This window comes from Micromonospora sp. HUAS YX12 (assembly GCF_040215685.1).
In the GTDB taxonomy this organism is placed as follows: domain Bacteria; phylum Actinomycetota; class Actinomycetes; order Mycobacteriales; family Micromonosporaceae; genus Micromonospora; species Micromonospora tulbaghiae.
Map to the genome: position 1 here is coordinate 4592501 of NZ_CP157974.1, position 17336 is coordinate 4609836.

Here is a 17336-nt window from a genome sequence, read left to right on the forward strand (position 1 = left end):
GGTGTGCTGGTGGGCCGCCGGCGCCGGGCGCCGTCGGTGGTCGGTGGGCTCAGGCCGGCGGACCGGCGGGAGGTGCCGGCGCGGCCGGGGCGTCGGGTGCGGGCGGGGCGCCGGTGCCGGCCGGGGCCGGGCCGGTGGTCGTTGCCGCGGGTGGAACGGCTCCGCGGGAGCGTCGCCGCAGCAGCAGCACGACCGCCACGGCGACGACCAGCAGCAGGACGACCACGCCGGCGACGACCGGCAGCCAGGGGAAGGAACCGTTCCCGGTCACCACGGCGGCCGGGCTGGTGGCGGGCGGCGGGGGCGCCTCGGCGACGGCGCGCAACTCGGCCGGCTTCGGCTGGTTGGCGACCACCTTCCAGCTGACCGAGCGTCCGGTGACGGTGCCGTTGGTGTCGAGCACCCGGCCGGGGAACGTCACCGAGATCTCGAACGCCATCAAGGTCATGAACGCCTGCTGCTGGCGCGGATCCTGCTGCCCGAACTTGCCGCCGTATTTCTTCGGGTCCAGCGGGAGCGAGAAGCGATAGAGATCGTCGTCCCGGACAAGATTCACGCTTTCGCTCGTGAATTGCGCCAGCGGCGTTTTCCGGTACGTGATCTGAATGCCGTACGAGGTGGCGTCCTCGTACCGGGTCTCCGCTCCGGGCGGAAGTGAGGGAATGTTCGGCCGCAGTTCGGCGAACGCCACCGCCGGGTCCGGGTTCCGCTGCTTGAGCACGGACTTCGGCGCGGTGAGCAGGAGCTGACCGGAGACCGTGTCGTCGTCGTTCACGGTCAGCCCGAGGTTGAGCTGCATGCAGCCGCTCAATATCGCCACGAGGGCGAGACACACCGCGAGGCCGAATGCCCGGCTGCGGCGGAGTCTCGTATTCATGCGGCAAGTGTGGGCGACCGCGGCGGGCGCGACAGTCAGCGATCAGCCGCCTTCGTGTCGCCGATCTTACCGGCCGTCGCTCCCATTCGGCCGACCCCGGGAAACCGTCGCGCTCGATATTCTGGAGTTTTGTGCCCGGGCGCTTTCACCGGGTCCCCGCCGGCACGATCCGGAAGACCGGAATCCCGGCGGCGACCCGGGCGAAGTCGGCGAGCGGGGCGTGCCGGTCCACCGGCACGTGCGCCCGGGCGCCCGGGGCGAGCGCCAGGTGCCGGCGCAGGACCGGTGGCCGCTGCGCCACCGGCACCTCGACCAGCCGGACCGGCTCGCGGCCGCGACGGCGCAGCACCACCCGACCGTCCGCGGCGCGCACATTCGCCACCCAGTTGGCCCCCGCGCCGAGCATCGACACCACGTACCGCTCGTCGTCGAGGTCGGCGACCACGATCGGCACCGAGACGGTCCGGCCGGTGCGACGGCCCGGCACCTCCATCGTCACCCAGTGCCGCGGGGCGAGGCCGGCGCCGTACTGCCAGGCCGACAGCGCGTTCAACATCCGGGCCAGCCGGTTCGGCCGGCCGCCCCGGTACATCCATCTCGTGGGTCGCCACCGTCGCATCGGAACTCCCTTCCCCGCCCTCCATTAGCGGACGGCGCGGGGGCGACGGCCAGGGCCGGACGGCCCGGACGGGACCGGGCCGGGCGGCCGGTCAGGCGCTCTCCCGGGTGACGAGCGTCGACGGGAACGCGGTGCTCGGGGCCACCGGCGCGTGCGTCAGCACGGCCGTGGCCGCCGCGGTGGCGATCCGGTCGACCGGATGGGTCGCCGTGGTCAGCGGCGGGCTGCTGATCGCCGCGTACGGCAGGTCGTCGAACCCGGCCACCGCCACGTCGTGCGGCACCCCCACGCCGCGCCCGCGCAGCGCGGCGATCACCCCGAACGCGGTGGCGTCGCTGGCCGCGTAGATCGCGTCGGCGTCCGGCCACCGGCGCAGCGCCTCCAGCACCGCCCGGCCGCCCCGTGCCGCGGTGAAGTCGCCGGTGACCAGCCGCTCCGGCGACCCGGACTCCCGCATCAGCTCCCGGTACGCGGTGACCGAGCGCTCGGCGCAGCTCAGCCAGCGCGGCCCGGTGACCATGACGATGCGGCGACGGCCGGTGGCGTACAGGTGACGCAGCACCTCGCCCGCCCCACCGGCGTTGTCGACGTCGAACGACGGCACCGTCGCCGAGCCCTGGCCGATCGAGGCGACCCGGCCGCGCAGCCTCGGCGGCACCGCGTCCAGCGCCGCCTGGGTGGTGTTGACCAGGATCACGCCGCAGACGCCCCGGTCCGCGCCGAGCCGGGCCAGCCCGGACGGGTCGGCCAGCGGCAGCCACTCCAGCGCCACGCCGACGCCGTGCGGCGCGCACACCCGCGACGCCGCGCTCACCACCCGGTGCACGTACGGGTCGTCCAGCACCGTGCCGTCGCGGCCCACCACCGCCACCACCAGGCGTACCCCGGCCCCGCGCACCAGCGCCCGGGCCGCGAGGTCCGGCACGTAGTCGAGGCGCTCGGCGGCGGCCCGCACCCGGGCGCGGGCGTCCGGCGAGGTGAACCCGTAGCCGCCGAGCACCCGGGAGGCGGTGGCCCGGGACACCCCGGCGTCGCGGGCCACGTCGTCGAGGGTGGCGGGACGTGCGGTCGGCGTACCCATGTCCGCATCATGCCTGCTCCGGCGCGGATGGGCGAAGCCGTGACGGCGCTTGTGGTGGAAGCGCTCTCAGGTGTGCGATTGTCGTCGGGACCAGACGGGGGAAGGGATCACCGCACCGTGAGCAGCACCATCGACGCGCCGGCCGGGAAGCGGCCACCGGCGCCCCGGGCGGTGCTGACCGCCCGCAACGGCGTCGCCGTCGTCTTCGCCCTCAACGGGCTCGCGGTGGCGAGCTGGTTCTCCCGCGTCCCGGCGGCCCAGGACGCGCTCGACCTCAGCCCGGGCCGGCTCGGCCTGCTGCTGCTCTGCGTGTCCGCGGGCTCCCTGCTGGCCATGCCGACCGCCGGCCTGGTCACCCAGCGGCTCGGGCCGACGCGCACGGTGGCCGTCTCGGTGGTGCTCGTCGCGCTCGGCCTGACCGGGGCCGGTCTCGCCGCCGGCCTGGCCGGATCGGTCGTCGGCGTCGGGTTGGGGCTCGCCGCGTTCGGTTTCGGCTCCGGCATGTGCGACGTGGCGATGAACGTCGAGGGCGCGGCGGTGGAGAAGCGCCTCGGCTACACCATCCTGCCCCGGTTCCACGCCGCCTGGAGCCTCGGCTCGGTGGCCGGGGCCGGGCTGGGCGCGGGCGCCGCGCACTTCGGCGTACCCGTCGGGGTGCACCTGCCGGTCCTGTCGGTGCTGGTCCTGGCCGGCACGCTGGTCGGCGCCCGGGCGTTCCTCGCCGCACCGGCCGAGGCGGCCGGCGACGGGCAGCCGGCGGCCCGGCGGCGGGCGCTGCTGGCCGCCTGGCGCGAGCCCCGCACCCTGCTGATCGGGCTGCTCGTGCTGGTCATGGCGTTCACCGAGGGCAGCGCCAACGACTGGCTCGCGGTCGCGTTCGTGGACGGGTACGGGGTCGACGAGGCCGTCGGCGCCGCCGTGTTCGGCGTCTTCGTGGTGGGCATGACGCTCGGCCGCACCGTCGGCACGATCGCCATCGACAGGTGGGGACGGGTGCCGGTGCTGTTCGCGACCATCGCGATGGCGTCCGCCGGCGCCGCGCTCGCCGTGCTGGCCGGCTCCGGCCCGCTCGCCGTGGCCGGCGTGGCGCTGTGGGGCATCGGCGCGTCGCTCGGCTTCCCGGTCGGGATGAGCGCCGCCGCCGACGACGAGGACAAGGCACCGGCCCGGGTGAGCGTGGTGGCCGTGATCGGCTACACCGCCTTCCTCGCCGGGCCGCCGCTGCTCGGCTTCCTCGGCGACCACTTCGGGGTGCTGTCCGCGCTCGGCGTGGTGCCGCTGCTCCTGCTGCCCACGCTCGCGCTGGTGCCGGTGCTGCGGGAGCGTCCCGCCGCCCCGGACGCGCAGGCCGGCGCCCCGGCGGCGAAGGCCGGCTGAGCCGGTCCAGCCGACTCCCACCGCGCTCCCCAGCCGCCTGCCAGGCGGGCGTGCTGCACTGGAGCGAACGCGAGGAGAGGAGGCGGGCATGGGCTGGTTCAGCCGCCGGGCCGCCGACCCGGCGACGCCCACGAAGCTCGACCGCGAGGCGGACAAGGAGGACCTGGCGCAGCTGGAGGCGTTCGTCACCAGCCGGCGCGGGGTCGAGTTCTACCTGGAACCGGAGACCACCGCCACCGACACCACTGTCGTCGCCATCGCGCACGACGGCGAGTGGATCCGCCGCCGTACCGGCTCGCCCCGGGTCGCCGGGAAGATCGCCCAGAAGCACGCGGTGCCGCTGTACGAGGCGGCCCGCACCGGCTACCCGGAGCGGATGCGGGCGTGGAACCGGGCCCACCCGGAGCGCCGGGCCCGCTGAGCGGCTGACCGGCGCGGTCAGCCGCTCAGCGCGGTGACGGCCGCGTAGCCCAGGAACGCCGCGCCGAGCCCCGCGACCACACTGAGCGCCACGTTCGCGTACGCGAGGCGGCGCTGCCCGGTGCGGGCCAGGCGCAACGTCTCGTAGCTGAGCGTGGACCAGGTGGTCAGCGCGCCGCAGAAGCCGGTGCCGGCCAGCGCGGTCACGCCCGCGCCGACGGGTGCCGCGAGCAGGCCGCCGAGCAGCACCGATCCGGCCACGTTGACGGCCAGCGTGCCCCACGGGAACGGCGAGCCGTGCCGGGCCTGCACCGCCCGGTCGGTCAGGTAGCGCAGCGGGGCGCCGATCGCGGCGCCGAGCGCGATCAGCAGGACCGTCATCGGTCCGCCGCTTTCCGGACGCGCAGCAGCAGGACGGTCACCGTCGGCTCCCGTCCCGGGCGGCCAGCAGCCGGGCGGTCACCGTGTCCCCGGCCGCGACCGCCGCCAGCGCGGCGAGCACCGTCGCGGCCAGGTATGCGCCCGCCGTACCGGCCGCGCCGTCGGTCAGCAGCCGCTGCGCGTCGACCGCGTACGCGGAGAACGTGGTGAACCCGCCGAGCACGCCGACGCCGAGGAACGGCCGGGTCAGCGGGCGGGCGGGGCGGGCGGCGAGCACCGCCATCAGCACCCCGATGAGCAGGCAGCCGGTGACGTTGACGGCGAACGTGGCCCAGGGGAAGCCGCCGGGCTGGTGCGGCACGGCGGCCTGGGTGCCGGCCCGGGCCAGCGCGCCGAGCACGCCACCGGCGGCGATCACGCCGAGCACCGCCGCCGGGTGCGCGGACAGTTCCGTCCGGTCCGCCGGTACGCGCAGGTCGACGTCCGGATCGACGCGGGGATCGGACACGGCACCTCCCACCAGGACTCGTCACTGGCAGGAACCGTTGGCGACGTCGCGGTTCTCCCGGCACCCGCCGGAACGGCGGGCCCCACCGCCACCGGGAGCATAACCCCCTCCCTCCCGCCCCCGCCCCCGCCCCCGCCCCCGCGATCTTGCAGGTTCCGCCCCGGCGGACCGGACATTCCCGGCATCCGAGGGGCAGCAAGCGCAAGATCGCGGGGGGAGGCGCGGGGGAGCGGGCGGGGGCGGGCGTACGGTGGGCGGCGTCGGGCCACCCTCGTACCAGGAGGTCACCGTGCAGGACCGCACCCCTCGTCCGGAGGAGCTGGATCCCGTCGAGCGGATCGGCGTCGACGAGCTGCGTGCGCTGCAACTGGACCGGCTGCGGCACTCGCTGCGGCACGCGTACGACAACGTGCCCCACTACCGGCGCGCGTTCGACGCCCTCGGCGCGCACCCGGACGACCTGCGTGAGCTGGCCGACCTGGGCCTCTTCCCGTTCACCACCAAGGCGGAGCTGCGGGAGAACTACCCGTTCGGCATGTTCGCGGTGCCCCGCGAGCGGGTCGCCCGGCTGCACGCCTCCTCCGGCACCACCGGCCGTCCCACAGTGGTCGGCTACACCCGAGCCGACCTGGACACCTGGGCCAAGCTGATGGCCCGCTCGATCCGGGCCGCCGGGGGCCGCCGCGGCGACCGGGTGCACGTCGCGTACGGCTACGGGCTGTTCACCGGCGGCCTCGGCGCGCACTACGGCGCCGAGGAGCTGGGCTGCACGGTCGTCCCGGTCTCCGGCGGCATGACCGAGCGTCAGGTGATGCTGATCCGCGACCTCGAACCGGAGGTCATCATGGTGACGCCGAGCTACATGCTCGCCATCGTCGACGAGATGGAACGCCAGGGCGTCGACCCGCGCGCCACCTCGCTGCGGGTGGGGATCTTCGGGGCCGAGCCGTGGACCGAGGACATGCGCCGCGAGCTGGAGCAGCGCCTGGACATGCACGCGCTCGACATCTACGGCCTGTCCGAGGTGATGGGGCCGGGTGTGGCGGTCGAGTGCGTGGAGACCAAGGACGGCCTGCACCTCTGGGAGGACCACTTCTACCCGGAGATCATCGACCCGGTCACCGGGGAGGTGCTGCCCGACGGGGAGCGGGGTGAGCTGGTGCTGACCTCGCTGACCAAGGAGGCCATGCCGGTGGTCCGCTACCGCACCCGCGACCTGACCCGGCTGCTGCCCGGCACCGCCCGCCCGATGCGGCGGATCGAGAAGATCACCGGGCGTACCGACGACATGATGATCGTCCGGGGGGTGAACGTCTTCCCGACCCAGATCGAGGAGCTGATCCTGCGTACCCCGGCCCTGTCGCCGCACTTCCAGTGCGTGCTCGACCGGCGGGGACGGCTCGACACGCTCACCGTCCACGTGGAGCGCCGGGCGGGCGCCGCCGCCGACGAGGCGCAGCGGGCCGGCGCGACGCTGGTCGAGCAGGTCAAGAACACCATCGGGGTGTCGGTGGCGGTACGGGTGATCGAGCCGGACGGGGTGGAACGCTCGATGGGCAAGATGCGCCGCATCGTCGACCAGCGGCGGGAGTCCTGAGATGGCCGGTGACGGCGGCCGTACCGCGGCGCACGACATGTTCGACGCCGACGTGGCGTCCAAAGGGCTCGGCATCAAACTCGTCTCGGCCGGTGACGGCGCGGCCGTGGCCCGGATGCGGGTCACCCCGTCGATGCTCAACGGGCACGCGATCGGGCACGGCGGATTCGTGTTCCTGCTCGCCGACACCGCCTTCGCGCTCGCCTGCAACAGCCACGGCCCGGCCACCGTGGCGGCCGGCGGCGAGATCAGCTTCCTGCGCCCGGTACGCGAGGGCGATCTGCTGGAGGCGTACGCCACCGAACGGGTCCGGCACGGCCGCAGCGGCATCTACGACGTGACGGTGCGGCGCGGCGACGAGGTGGTGGCCGAGTTCCGGGGACGCAGCCGCACCATCGCCCGCGACTGATCCGCCCGCCCGTCCCGCCCGCCGGGTGACGTCCGGGCCGGAGTGGCCCCGTGCCCGCTCCGGCCCGGACGTCACGCTCATGCGGCCAGCCCGAGCGCGTGCCCGCCGGGCTCGGTTCTTCGCCGGTTCCGGCCCGCCCGCCCGGGCGGACCGGTCCGCCCGGGCCAGGCCGGAGCCACAGGTGGCGGGCCGGTCCGCTGCCCGGGCCACTCCGGAGCCACAGGTGGCGGGCCGGTGACCGCGGGTGACGGGCCGCTCCGCCACCCCGGCCGCTCCGCCGCGTCCGCGACGGTCCGCGTCGCGCCGGCCGTCGCCGGTCCGGCGCGCGCCGGCTGCCCCGGCTGCCCGGGCACCGCCCGGACCGCGCCGGCCCGTCCGGGCTGGGCGAGGACCGGATCCCCGGGCACCGGACGGAGCGGGTCGGAGCGATCGAGCCGGTCCGGCGGGACGGGCGCCGGTCGGGCCCCTCCACCCGACCGGCGCGGCCGTCCCGCCCCGAGCGGGCAGACCTCCCGCTCGCCGGCGACCCGGGACGGGACGCCGGCTCCCGCTCCCGGCACCCGGCCGGCAGCGGTGTCCCTCGCGGCGCGCAGGCGGCGGGCGAAGTCCGCGCGTACCGCACGGGACAGCCGCAGCGCGGCCACCCGCGCCACCAGCGCGTCGATCGCCCAGCCGCCGGCCGTGACCGGGCGTACCAGCCCCGCCGCCGCCAGCGCCCGCAGCAGCGGCTCGGCCCGGCCGGCCGGCCAGCCGAGCATCGCCTCCACCACGGCGGCCACGACCGGGCCACTCCGGGCGGCGCCGGCCAGCAGCACCGCCCGGTGCGTACCGTCGAGCCGGTCCAGCCGGGCGTCCACCAGGCGGCGCACGGCGGCCGGTACGCCACCCGGCTCGCCGGACGGATCCGCCGACGCGTACGCGGTCGCGACCGCCGGACTGCCGCCGGCCAGCGGAAGCAGCCGCGCGGCGAGCGCGGCCGGCCGCCCGGCCCGGTCGAGCAGGTGCCGCAGCAGCCGCCCGGTGTCCAGCGGGTCCAGCGGCTCCACCGGGATCCGCCGCGCCGGTGCGGGCAGCGGGTCGGCCGAGCCGGAGCCGCACGTGGTGACCACCGCGAGCGGCAGTCCCCGCTCACCCGCCGCCACGTGGAGCTGGTGCAGGAACCGGCGCAGCGCCGGGGCGGCCCGGTCCAGGTCGTCCACCGCGACCACCACCGGCGCGCCGGCGGCCAGGCCGAGCAGCGCCTCGCGGCAGGCGACCACGGCGCGGGCCGCCACCGTGTCGTCGTCCGGCGCGGCGAGGAACGCGGCGAGCACGCCGCCCGGACCGTCGGCGACCGTCCCGTCCGGCCGGGGACGGACCAGGTCGGCCAGCGGCGCCAGCTCCCCGCACGGGTACGGCGGGCAGGCCGTCACCCGGCGGCGCACCGGCACGCCGTCCACCTGCGACACCGCGCGGGTCACCTCGTGCAGCAGGCGGCTGCGGCCGCTGCCCGGCGGGCCGACCAGTGAGATCCACCGGGCACGCCGCTCGCGCAGCGCCCGGGTCACCTCGTCGGCCGCGCTCGCCAGCTCGCGGCGGCGGCCCACGAGCGGGACGCGGTGCCGGGCCGGCATGCTCCCGGCCGCCCCGGTCACCCGCCACACGTCCAGCGGGAGCGCCTTGCCGGCGAGCGTCATGGTGGCGAGTGGACGCTGCTCGACCAGGCCGGCCACCGCGGTCCGGGTGACCGGGCAGACCACGACCCCGCCCGGCGGCGCGTGCTCCTGGAGGCGGGCCGCCGTGGTGATCACCGCGCCGCTGGCCGCACCGTGGCCGCCGTCGCGGACCCCGGCCAGGTCCAGCAGCACCTCGCCGGTCGCCACCCCGACCCGCACGCGCAGCCGGACGCCGGCCGGATGCCGCCGCTCCAGCGCGGCCTGGATGTCCAGCCCGGCCCGCACCGCCCGGTACGCGTCGAGACCGTCCGAACCGGACGCGCCGAACAGCGCCATGACCGCGTCGCCGACGTACTTCTCCACCACGCCCCGCCAGCGGCGCAGCACGGCGGCGACGGTGCCGAAGTAGGCGCGCTGCAACGCGCGTAAGTCCTCCGGGTCGAGCCGCTCGACCAGCCGGGTCGAGCCGACGATGTCGACGAAGAGGACGGTCACGGTACGTCGTTCCTCGGGCACCGGCCGGCACGCCGCGATGACGGCTTCCCGACTCCCTGCGGGCGTGGTGATCAACATCGCACCCACCCTTTCCCGATCGTGGTGCCCGACGACCTCAGCAGACTTTCACCACCGGGTCCTCGGGGGATCGGTAGGACGACGTATGTCGGGCACCCGCAACCATTAGTCGTGTAGTCGACGCGAGAGGTACGAGTCCGGCCCCGAGGCCGTAGAACGGTGCGGGGAGCTGTGACTAGGCTGCGTGCCATGGCCAGCGACGTGGACACGGCACCGCTCGTCGGCCGTACCGGGACCATGGCGACGCTGCGGTCGGCGCTCTTCGACGACCTACGGCCCGGGCAGACCGGCGCGGTGTTCCTCACCGGAGAGAGCGGGGTGGGCAAGACCCGCCTGCTGACCGAGGTCGGCGAGCAGCTGCGGCAGGCCGGCGCCCTGGTGCTCACCGGCACCTGCCTCGACATCGGAGACGCCTCGCCGCTGCACCCGGTACGGCAGGCGTTGCGCCGGCTCGACACCGAGCAGGCGCAGGCGCGCACCACGTCGGCGATCCGCGGGGTGTTGCAGGTCTTCGACGAGGAGACCCCCGGCCCGGACGGCGCGGGCGCACTGCTGGAACGCGTCGCTCAGGGCCTGCACGTGGTGGCCGGCGGACGGCCGCTGGTGCTCGTCCTCGACGATCTACAGTGGGTCGACCGCAGCACCCGGCAGCTCCTGCTCTACCTGCTGGCCGGGCTCGGCGACCTCCAGCTCTCGGTGCTGGCCGCGATCCGGGCCGAATCGCTGCGCGGCGCGCACCCGCTGCGCCGGGTGCTCACCGAGCTGCGCCGGCTGCGCTCGGTGCGGGTGATCGACCTGCTGCCGCTGGACCGGTCCGCCACCGGCGAACTGGCCGCCGCCGTGGTCGGCGCGCCGCTGCCGCCGGAGGCCGCCGACCAGCTCTGGCAGCGCAGCGGCGGCAACCCGTTCGTGGTGGAGGAACTGGCCCGCGACCGGCGCGACGGCCGCGACGGCCTGTCCGACACGCTGCGCGAGGTGTTCCTCGACCGGGTCGACGCGTTGCCCCAGCCGGCGCACGCGGTGGTGCACGCGGTGGCGGTGGGCGTCGAGCCGGTCGAGCACTGGCTGCTGGCCCAGGTGGTGCGGCTGCCCGAGGAGGAGCTGCTCGACGCGGTCCGCGAGGCGGTCGCGCACCGCCTGCTCGTCGGCGCCGACGACGGCTACCGGCTGCGCCACCGGCTGGTCGCCGAGGTCCTGGCCCACGAGCTGCTGCCCGCCGAGCGGGCCGCGCTGCACCGCCGATACGCCGAGGCGCTCACCGCCGTACCGGCCGAGCTGCACCAGGCCCGGCTGGCCCACCACTGGCGGCACGCGGGCGAGCCGGCCCGGGCGCTGCCCGCCGCGATGGCCGCCGCCCGCGAGGCGGAACGGCTGCACGGGTACGCCGAGGCGCACCGCCACTGGTCCGCGGCGCTGACCCTGGCCACCGAGCCGGCCGGCGTCCTGCCGGACGGGGCGCGGCCCGAGCCGGTCGAGGTGGACCGGGCCGAGCTGCTCAGCCACGCCGCCGAGACCGCGCACCACAGCGGTGAGCACGCCCGCGCCCTCACGCTGCTGGAGGAGCTGGCCGACGACCCGTCCGGCCCGCCGGTCTGCGCGCTGCGCATCCGCCGGGCCCGCTACCTGGCCGCGGCCGGCCGTTCGGCCCCCGCCGAGCAGGAGTACCGGCGGGTGCTGGACTCGCCCGACTGCACGCCGCGGGAGCGGTGCACCGCCGCCGCCCGGCTGGCCGAGCTGCTGCTGCACCTGGGCCGCTACGCCGAGGCCGGCGACCAGGCCCGGGAGGCCCTCGCGCTCGCCGCCGACGTCCCCGGCACCACCTCCGAGGTGGTGATGGCCAGCGCCGCGCTCGGGTTCAGCGAAGCGTTCCTGGAGGATCCGGCCGCCGGCCTGGCGGTGATGCGCCAGGCGCTGGACACCGCCGAGCGGTCCGGCCGGCCGGAGGACGTGGCCTGCGCGTACCTGCACCTGGCCGAGTTGCTCACCGGGCCGCTGAACATCCTCGAGGAGGGGGTGGTGGTGGCCCGCCGGGGCGCCGACCGGGTCGCCGAGCTGGGGCTCGGCCGCACCTGGGAGACCCGGCTGCTGGCGGTGGCGACCAACGGGCTGTTCCGGGTGGGGCAGTGGGCCGAGGCGGAGAAGGTCGTCGCCGCCGCGCTGCGGCACCGCCCGTCCGGGGCCGACGCGGTCGAGCTGCTGCTGGCCCGGTGCCGGCTCTCCGTCGGGTACGGCGACGTCGAGGCGTCCGACCGTGACCTGGAGGCGGTCGCGACGGTGCTCGCCGGCGGCGGCGCCCGGCACGTGCTGCCGATGCTCATCCTCCGGGCCGGCCTGGCCATGTGGCAGGGCCGGCACGACCTGGCCCGGCAGGCGGTGCAGCGGGGCCTGACCGAGAGCCGCTCCGACGACGTGATCGTGCTGGCCACGCTGGCCTGGCACGGGCTGCGCGCGGAGGCCGAGGCGGCGGCCAGCCGCACGATCGAGGTGGACCCGAACGCGGTGCGCCGGCTGCGCGAGGTGGTCGACCGGGTGACCGGCAAGAGCGCCAAGGCGGGCGCACCGGTGCGCTACGTCGCCGAGGGGTTCCTGGCGCTCTGCGACGCCGAGCTGAGCCGGCTCGACGACGGCCGGGGCGATCCCGCGCTGTGGGAGCGCTCCGCGCTCGAGTGGGACCGGCGCAATCACCCCTACCCGGCCGCGTACTCCCGGTTGCGGCAGGCCGAGGCGCTGCTGGCCCGCCGCAGCCGGGTGGCCACCGCGGGCAAGCTGCTGCACCGTGCGTACGCGATGGCCCAGTCGCTCGGCGCGGTGCCGCTGACCGCGGAGATCCGTACCATCGCCTCGCGGGCCCGGGTGACCCTGGACGCCGCGCCGGACCCCGCGCCGGTGCCCCGGCAGCGGGCGGCGGCGCCCGCCGGGCCGGCGGTGGACGAGCTGGCGACGCTCACCGCGCGGGAGCGGGAGGTGCTCGCCGCCGTCGCCGAGGGGCTGACCAACCGGGAGATCGGCCAGCGGCTGTTCATCAGCGAGCGGACCATCGGCGTCCACGTCTCGCACATCTTCGACAAGCTCCAGGTACGCACGCGGGTGCAGGCCAGCGCCATCTTCCTGCGCAACGGCGCGGAGTAGACGTACGCCGGCAATACGTCGTTCGACGGATCCGCGGTGCGGGCGGCGGCTGGCAGGCTGTCCCGCGGACAGGGGTGGTGGCGTCGTGGGGGCGCCGGCCGTTGTGGAGGAGAGATGACCGAACCGGTCTGGGGGCCTGTGCACCAGGACATCGTCGGGTTGCTCGCCGACCACCCCGCCGACGTGCCGGCGGTCGTGGACCATCTGACCAAGCTCCAGGATCTGCTGGTCCGGCTGCCGCCGCTGGAGGAGAGCTGCCCGCTCGCCGACTTCAACAAGCTCTACCTGGTCATCACCAGCACCGTGCTCGACGGCCTGTACGACGACCGGTTCTGCGACCCGGCGTTCCTGGCCCGGCTGGACGTGGAGTTCGCGGCCCGCTACTTCGAGGCGCTGCGGTTCTGGACCGACTCCAGCCCGAGCACCCCGAAGGCGTGGTCGTGCCTGTTCAAGCGGATGCGCGGCCCGGACGCCCGGCCGCTGCCGTCGGCCGCCGCGGGCGTCAACGCGCACATCAACTACGACCTGCCGTTCGCGCTGGTGACCACGTTCGACAGCCTGGAGTCCGAGCCGATCGACGGCAGCGACCAGCACCGCGACTACCTGGAGATCAACAAGATCTTCGCCGAGCGGATCCCGGAGCTGCGCCGCGGCTACCTGGACAACTGGCAACTCATGCTCGACATGGTCAACGGCGACATCGACGACTGGTACCAGGGCGAACTGGTGGAGTACACCCGGAACGTGGCCTGGCGCAACGCGCAGAAGATCTGGCGCTGCCGGCACGACCCGGACGCCCGCGAGTGTGAGCGGACGCGGCTGGACGACAACGCCGCGCTGCTCGGCCGGCTGCTGCTGTCACCCCTCGGGGCGTTCCTGCAGTAGCCGGGACGGGGGGTTCCCGCGTCCCGCCGTCCGGGCGCGGGACGCGGGAACGCCGCCCGCGGGTGTCGAGCCCGCCGCACCGGGTACGTGGCCGCCGTGCCGCGAGACGAACCGGCCGGCCCCGGGGCGCTCCCGCCGGGCCCGGTCCGCCGCTTCCCGTTCCGCTTCCCGTTCCGCTTCGACCCGGCGTTCCGGCTGCCGCTGGCGCTGCTCGGGGTACGGCCCGCCACGGCCTGGCTCGACTGGGGCCCGGACGCGCTCGTCGTCCGGTTCGGCCCGTGGCGGCTGCGCACCACACCGGGCAACGTGACCGGGGCCGAGCTGGGCGGGCCGTACCGCTGGTGGCGGGCGATCGGCCCGCACCTGTCGCTGGCCGACGGCGGGGTGACCTTCGGCGCCAGCGTGGCCGGCGGGCTCTGCCTGCGCTTCGCCGAGCCGGTGCCGGCGCTGGCCCCCGGCCCCTGGCCGCGGCACCCGGCGGTCACCGTCACAGTGGCCGACCCGGCGGCGGTGCGCGACGCGCTGGCCCGCGGACCGGATCTTTGACCGGTTCGGCCAGGTCGCGCCCGGGACAACCCCTACCGTCTTCATAGGGACGAAGGGGAGCAGATGGGGCAGGCGGGGGACGCGGAACAGCCCAGGCGTACGCGGGAGCGGCGCCGGGAGGCACACGCGGCCGCGGCGGCCCGGGCCGGCCGGCACGGCGAGCACGCCGAGCGGGCCGGCCGTACCGTACCGGAGCTGCCGGAACGGGTGGCGGCCCCGACGCGGCCGACGGCGCCGGCGGGCCGGCTGCACCGGTGGTTGTTCGCGCACCGGGTCGAGCCGGTCGGCCCGGAGATCCGCGAGCACCAGACCCGGTCCCACCCCTGGTGGCAGGTGATGTGCCTGACCGGCGTCGACTACTTCTCCACGCTGTCCTACCTGCCCGGCATCGCCGCCGTGGCGGCCGGCGCGCTCAGCCCGCTGGCCACGCTGCTGATCGTGGCGCTCACGCTGCTCGGGATGCTGCCGATGTACCGCCGGGTGGCCCGGGAGAGCCCGCACGGGCAGGGCTCGGTGGCCATGCTGGAGCGGCTGCTGCCGTTCTGGCGCGGCAAGGTCTTCGTGCTGGTGCTGCTCGGCTTCGTCGCCACCTCGTGGATCATCACGATCACGCTCTCCGCCGCCGACGCCAGCGTGCACCTGCTGGAGAACCCGGTGCTGCCCGCGTCGTTCCCGCACGGCGACACCGCGGCGGTGCTGGTCACCGTGGCGCTGCTGCTCGTGCTCGGCGGCGTGTTCCTGCTCGGGTTCAGCGAGGCCGTGCAGGTCGCCATCCCGCTGGTGGTGGCCTTCCTGGCGTTGAACGCGGTGGTGGTGGTCGCCGGGGTGGCCGAGGTCGTGGCCGACCCGGGCCTGCTCGGCGACTGGACCGGCCGGCTGGCCGACACCGGCGGGCCCGGCGACGTCCTGGCCACGAGCGTGCTCGCGTTCCCGCTGCTGGTGCTCGGCCTGTCCGGGTTCGAGACCGGGGTGAGCATGATGCCGCTGGTGCGCGGCGAGGGCGAGGACGCGCAGCGGCGGCTCGACGCCCGGATCCGCAACACCCGGCGGCTGCTCACCGCCGCCGCGTTGATCATGTCGGTCTACCTGATCGCCACCACGTTCGTGACCACCGTGCTGATCCCGCCCGAGGCGTTCGAGCCCGGCGGGCCGGCCAACGGCCGGGCGCTGGCGTTCCTCGCCCACGAGCACCTCGGCGAGGCGTTCGGCACCGTCTACGACATCAGCAGTGTGCTCATCCTCTGGTTCGCCGGCGCCTCGGCGATGGCCGGGCTGATCAACATCGTGCCCCGCTACCTGCCGTCGTACGGCATGGCGCCGGAATGGGGGCGGGCGGTGCGCCCGGTGGTGCTGGTCTACACCGCGATCAGCATCGCCATCACGATCGCCTTCGCCGCCGACGTGAACGCCCAGGCCGGCGCGTACGCCACCGGCATCCTCGCGATGATGGTCTCCGGCGCGATAGCGGTGACCATCGCGGCGCTGCGCGCCCGCAACCGTGCCGCCGCGGCCGGGTTCGCGCTGCTCACCGCCGTGCTGCTGTACGCGCTGGTGGAGAACGTGGTGGAGAAGCCGGACGGCATCACCATCTCCGGGTTCTTCATCGCCGGGATCGTCGCGGTGTCGCTGATCTCCCGGGTCACCCGGACCACCGAGCTGCGCGCCGAGCGGATCGAGTTCGACGGGGCGGCCCGCCGCTTCGTCGACGAATCAGTGGCCCGGGACGGGCGGCTGCACCTCATCGCCAACAAGCGGCAGAGCGGGTCGGTCAAGGAGTACCGGGTCAAGGAGCGGGCGCAACGGTCGATGAACCCGGTGCCCGGCGCCGCCGACGTGCTGTTCCTGGAGATCGACGTGAGCGACCCGTCCCAGTTCAGCCAGGTGCTGCGGGTGCACGGCGTGGAGTCCGGCGGATACCGGATCCTGCGCGCCAGCAGCCCGGCCGCGCCGAACGCGATAGCCGCGATCCTGCTGGCGTTGCGCGACGCGACGGGCGTCCGCCCGCACTGCCACTTCGAGTGGTCGGAGGGGAACCCGATCGCGCACCTGCTGCGCTACCTCATCCTCGGCCGGGGCGACACCCCACCCGTGGTGCGGGAGATCATCCGCAAGTCCGAGCCGGACCCGACCCGCCGCCCCGGCATCCACGTCGGCGGCTGAGGCGCGGGCTACGACCCGAGCGCGCGGACCCGGGCGAGCAGGTCGCGGGCGCAGAAGTCCAGGAAGCCGTCCGGGTCCGGGCCGGCGTCCTGGAGCACGATGTGGTCGAAGCCGGCCTCGACGTACGTCCGCGCCTTCTCCACATGCGGCGCCGCGTCCGGACCGACGGAGAACTGCTGCCGGATGTGGTGGTCCTCGACCCAGGCGGTGGCGGCGTCGAAGTTCACCGGGTTGGGCAGCTCGCTCATCACCTTCCAGCCGGTGATCGCCCAGCGGCTGGTCTCCCGGGCCGCCCGGACCGCCGACTCCTCGTCGGCGGCCCAGGCCATCGGCACCTCGGCGTAGCGCGGGCCCTGGCCGCCGGCGTTGCGGTACTGGTCGACGATCGACGCCTTCGGCTCGGTGGCGAACAGCCCGGTGCCCAGCTCGGCCGCGAGACCGGCCGACTCCCGGCCGCTGGCGGCCACGGCGATCACCGGCGGCTGGTCGGGCAGATCCCAGATCCGGGCGTCCTCCAGCTTCAGGTGCCGGCCGTCGTACGAGCGGTATCCGCCCTGCCAGAGCAGCCGGATGATCTCCAACGCCTCGCGCAGCCGTTCGTGCCGCCCCCGGATGCTGGGGAACCCCTGCCCGACGACGTGCTCGTTGAGCCGCTCGCCGGCGCCCACCCCGAGCGTGAACCGCCCGCCGGAGATCAGCGCCATGGTGGCGGCGGCCTGCGCGACGATCGCCGGGTGGTAGCGGACCGACGGGCAGGTGACCCCGGTGGCGAGGCCGAGGGTGGTGGTGCGGGCGGCGATCGCGCCGAGCGCGCTCCAGGTGAAGCAGGAGTGCCCCTGCACCTCCAGCCAGGGGTGGTAGTGGTCGCTCATCTCGACGAAGTCGAAGCCGGCCTCCTCGGCCCGGACCGCCTGCCGGATGAGTTCCTGGGGCCCGAACGCCTCCGAGGCGAGCTTGTAGCCGATCCGCATGCCCGGTTCTCCGTTCCGTCGTCGGCGAACCGCTGCCGTTCCCACCGGTCCGGCACGCAAACCACGCGAAACCCAGCCTCCTAGGACGCCGCAGCGGTCGTGACGCACGCGCCGCGGGCACGGAACGGCCCGCGCTCGCCGGGGCGGG

The 17336-nt window shown here is 75.5% G+C and carries 15 protein-coding genes; 8 read left to right on the top strand and 7 right to left on the bottom strand.

What is annotated here, in order from left to right; genetic code table 11:
- Positions 1–49: 49 nt before the first annotated feature.
- From ABIH81_RS21890 to ABIH81_RS21900, 3 genes are all read right to left on the bottom strand, one after another.
- Positions 50–877: a DUF3153 domain-containing protein gene (locus tag ABIH81_RS21890; RefSeq protein ID WP_349876760.1), complete on the bottom strand. Its 828-nt coding sequence runs from the start codon at positions 875–877 to the stop codon at positions 50–52.
- A gap of 145 nt (positions 878–1022) precedes the next feature.
- A complete protein-coding gene (locus ABIH81_RS21895) occupies positions 1023–1496 on the bottom strand; it encodes a nitroreductase family deazaflavin-dependent oxidoreductase (protein WP_349876761.1) in 474 nt (157 codons plus the stop codon).
- A 91-nt stretch (positions 1497–1587) separates the two neighbouring features.
- A complete protein-coding gene (locus ABIH81_RS21900) occupies positions 1588–2577 on the bottom strand; it encodes a LacI family DNA-binding transcriptional regulator (protein ID WP_349876762.1) in 990 nt (329 codons plus the stop codon).
- A gap of 117 nt (positions 2578–2694) precedes the next feature.
- Here ABIH81_RS21900 and ABIH81_RS21905 point away from each other — a divergent pair, with 117 nt between their 5' ends.
- Together ABIH81_RS21905 and ABIH81_RS21910 are read left to right on the top strand one after the other, a co-directional pair.
- The gene (locus ABIH81_RS21905; RefSeq protein WP_349876763.1) at positions 2695–3954 is read left to right on the top strand and encodes an MFS transporter; all 1260 of its coding nucleotides are present in this window, start codon (positions 2695–2697) and stop codon (positions 3952–3954) included.
- A gap of 88 nt (positions 3955–4042) precedes the next feature.
- The gene (locus tag ABIH81_RS21910) at positions 4043–4375 is read left to right on the top strand and encodes a hypothetical protein (RefSeq protein WP_349876764.1); all 333 of its coding nucleotides are present in this window, start codon (positions 4043–4045) and stop codon (positions 4373–4375) included.
- Positions 4376–4392: 17 nt separating this feature from the next.
- Here the strand turns inward: ABIH81_RS21910 and ABIH81_RS21915 are convergent, their stop codons facing one another.
- Positions 4393–4755, bottom strand: coding sequence for a CrcB family protein (locus ABIH81_RS21915; RefSeq protein WP_349876765.1), 363 nt, complete (start codon positions 4753–4755; stop codon positions 4393–4395).
- Between the two features lie 37 nt (positions 4756–4792).
- Positions 4793–5263, bottom strand: coding sequence for a CrcB family protein (locus tag ABIH81_RS21920; protein ID WP_349876766.1), 471 nt, complete (start codon positions 5261–5263; stop codon positions 4793–4795).
- 289 nt (positions 5264–5552) lie between these two features.
- Between ABIH81_RS21920 and paaK the strand changes: the two genes are divergently transcribed.
- Together paaK and paaI are read left to right on the top strand one after the other, a co-directional pair.
- On the top strand, positions 5553–6860 hold the full coding sequence (paaK, locus tag ABIH81_RS21925; protein ID WP_349876767.1) for a phenylacetate--CoA ligase PaaK: 1308 nt from the start codon (positions 5553–5555) through the stop codon (positions 6858–6860).
- Position 6861: 1 nt separating this feature from the next.
- On the top strand, positions 6862–7269 hold the full coding sequence (paaI, locus tag ABIH81_RS21930) for a hydroxyphenylacetyl-CoA thioesterase PaaI (RefSeq protein ID WP_349876768.1): 408 nt from the start codon (positions 6862–6864) through the stop codon (positions 7267–7269).
- Between the two features lie 77 nt (positions 7270–7346).
- Here paaI and ABIH81_RS21935 read toward each other — a convergent pair whose 3' ends face one another.
- Positions 7347–9419 carry an adenylate/guanylate cyclase domain-containing protein gene (locus ABIH81_RS21935; RefSeq protein WP_349876769.1) on the bottom strand — a complete coding sequence of 691 codons (2073 nt, stop codon included), beginning with the start codon at positions 9417–9419 and terminating at the stop codon, positions 7347–7349.
- 267 nt (positions 9420–9686) lie between these two features.
- Between ABIH81_RS21935 and ABIH81_RS21940 the strand changes: the two genes are divergently transcribed.
- From ABIH81_RS21940 to ABIH81_RS21955, 4 genes are all read left to right on the top strand, one after another.
- A complete protein-coding gene (locus ABIH81_RS21940) occupies positions 9687–12626 on the top strand; it encodes an AAA family ATPase (RefSeq protein ID WP_349876770.1) in 2940 nt (979 codons plus the stop codon).
- A 114-nt stretch (positions 12627–12740) separates the two neighbouring features.
- Positions 12741–13511: a DUF5995 family protein gene (locus ABIH81_RS21945; RefSeq protein WP_349876771.1), complete on the top strand. Its 771-nt coding sequence runs from the start codon at positions 12741–12743 to the stop codon at positions 13509–13511.
- A gap of 96 nt (positions 13512–13607) precedes the next feature.
- Complete coding sequence (locus ABIH81_RS21950) at positions 13608–14057, top strand: hypothetical protein (RefSeq protein ID WP_349876772.1); 450 nt, start codon at positions 13608–13610, stop codon at positions 14055–14057.
- A gap of 63 nt (positions 14058–14120) precedes the next feature.
- Positions 14121–16217: an amino acid transporter gene (locus ABIH81_RS21955; protein WP_349876773.1), complete on the top strand. Its 2097-nt coding sequence runs from the start codon at positions 14121–14123 to the stop codon at positions 16215–16217.
- Positions 16218–16225: 8 nt separating this feature from the next.
- Here the strand turns inward: ABIH81_RS21955 and ABIH81_RS21960 are convergent, their stop codons facing one another.
- On the bottom strand, positions 16226–17188 hold the full coding sequence (locus ABIH81_RS21960; RefSeq protein WP_349876774.1) for a TIGR03557 family F420-dependent LLM class oxidoreductase: 963 nt from the start codon (positions 17186–17188) through the stop codon (positions 16226–16228).
- Positions 17189–17336: the final 148 nt, after the last annotated feature.

Excerpts from the sequence above, each read along its gene's own strand:
- ABIH81_RS21890 (WP_349876760.1), bottom strand. The coding sequence starts at position 877 with ATGAATACGAGACTCCGCCGCAGCCGGGCATTCGGCCTCGCGGTGTGT.
- paaI (WP_349876768.1), top strand. The coding sequence starts at position 6,862 with ATGGCCGGTGACGGCGGCCGTACCGCGGCGCACGACATGTTCGACGCC.
- ABIH81_RS21945 (WP_349876771.1), top strand. The coding sequence starts at position 12,741 with ATGACCGAACCGGTCTGGGGGCCTGTGCACCAGGACATCGTCGGGTTG.
- ABIH81_RS21940 (WP_349876770.1), top strand. The coding sequence starts at position 9,687 with ATGGCCAGCGACGTGGACACGGCACCGCTCGTCGGCCGTACCGGGACC.
- ABIH81_RS21910 (WP_349876764.1), top strand. The coding sequence starts at position 4,043 with ATGGGCTGGTTCAGCCGCCGGGCCGCCGACCCGGCGACGCCCACGAAG.
- ABIH81_RS21915 (WP_349876765.1), bottom strand. The coding sequence starts at position 4,755 with ATGACGGTCCTGCTGATCGCGCTCGGCGCCGCGATCGGCGCCCCGCTG.
- ABIH81_RS21960 (WP_349876774.1), bottom strand. The coding sequence starts at position 17,188 with ATGCGGATCGGCTACAAGCTCGCCTCGGAGGCGTTCGGGCCCCAGGAA.
- ABIH81_RS21895 (WP_349876761.1), bottom strand. The coding sequence starts at position 1,496 with ATGCGACGGTGGCGACCCACGAGATGGATGTACCGGGGCGGCCGGCCG.
- ABIH81_RS21900 (WP_349876762.1), bottom strand. The coding sequence starts at position 2,577 with ATGGGTACGCCGACCGCACGTCCCGCCACCCTCGACGACGTGGCCCGC.
- ABIH81_RS21955 (WP_349876773.1), top strand. The coding sequence starts at position 14,121 with ATGGGGCAGGCGGGGGACGCGGAACAGCCCAGGCGTACGCGGGAGCGG.